General features: G+C 39.5%; 2 pseudogenes. One reads left to right on the top strand and one right to left on the bottom strand.

Annotated features, from left to right (window positions below):
• Positions 1 to 141: 141 nt before the first annotated feature.
• A pseudogene (locus PX482_RS17755) lies at positions 142 to 885 on the bottom strand (DUF7149 domain-containing protein); the annotation flags it as partial.
• Positions 886 to 968: 83 nt separating this feature from the next.
• Here PX482_RS17755 and PX482_RS28140 point away from each other — a divergent pair.
• A pseudogene (locus tag PX482_RS28140) lies at positions 969 to 1152 on the top strand (IS110 family transposase); the annotation flags it as partial.
• Positions 1153 to 1248 lie beyond the last annotated feature (96 nt).

The following is a 1248-nucleotide window of genomic DNA, read 5'->3' as shown; positions in this document are numbered from 1 at the left end:
GGGCGGCTCCCCAGAACAGTCTCAGCCTGGAAGTTGGTCACTAGCTAGACACTACCTAACAGCCACAGGCGATAGGCTGAGAGGCCAGAGATGCTGTCGTGGCTTTCATCTTACCTCTCAGCGGTTTTTGAGATGTTGCTACAAAAGCTCATTATAAAAAGGCTTATTTAAAGTATTACTGTCATTAACAAAAGGTAACTTAAGTAAATGTTCTGGCGCAAGAATCTTGTAAATATCAAGCAGGTCTAAATTTTCCAGATCTCGCAGATCAAAATGAGTAAACTTAATTTGCTCAATAACTTTAGTGATCGCTGGTTCGGCAATTTGTTGATAGAAAAAATCCGTTTTTGTACTACTCAGTCTCCCTGCTTCAAAATCGCAAAACTGGTTAACTAGAGCCTTATTAGCAAAAAACAACTCCTCAAAAATCTTCGCATCGAAAATAAACCACTCATAAATATTTGTTACGATCAAGTGTTTAATCTCAAGATTTTTATCCGTCACCCTTTCGCGGAGAAAATATAAAACTAACTGCTGAAAAGCCTTGGTATTGAGATTATCCAGTCTTGGCATTTCTGCATTTATTGTCCGAGTAGGCTTCTTCGTCTCAAAAATGACCCCCACTGGACTTTTAACATCCTGGTTATTATGAATCACCAGATCAATGCGCTCTTTTGTATTGATAAAATAGCGATCAGCATAATAGGTATTTTTCAAAAAATCTATCAGCAAATTTTTATTAAACTCTTCCGACTTTTTGCTGTCACATTGGTCCAACAAGCGCACCAAATTAGCTCGAAAAACCTGAATTGTTTCAGCATCAGGCTTGATTTTTAAGTACACCCGATTTAAGGCTTGCTTGAGTTCTCGCTTATTGACAATCATAAAAATTTACCTCTAGGGAAACTACCGACTAATTTTATTATAAGTAGGGAGGCACAATTATTTGTAGGATGGGTTAGCGGTAGGACTTAATTAGTCGTCGCCGGCAACTTGTCGAGATGCGGACTGCCGAAAAGAACCGACGGGAACGCGCTCGCGGTAAAGCTCGATATCGAAGCCCATCTTGAGTATCTCGATAACTGCCTTGAAAAACTCAATCAAGAAATTGAGGAATTGACCCAAGCTAACCAACAATGGCCCGAGAAAGTCATCGAAAATTTTGGGTCTGAAACCCCGTCGTTCTACGACGGCTTTACTGTTAAATATGAGCATCGTTTACGAAATATATGCTAAAATGTGAGGTAT

It is taken from the genome of Microcystis sp. M53602_WE12, from assembly GCF_030065455.1.
Lineage (GTDB): Bacteria > Cyanobacteriota > Cyanobacteriia > Cyanobacteriales > Microcystaceae > Microcystis > Microcystis aeruginosa.
The sequence above is the reverse complement of the archived record's forward strand: the minus strand, read 5'-3'. Positions and strand labels throughout refer to the sequence as shown.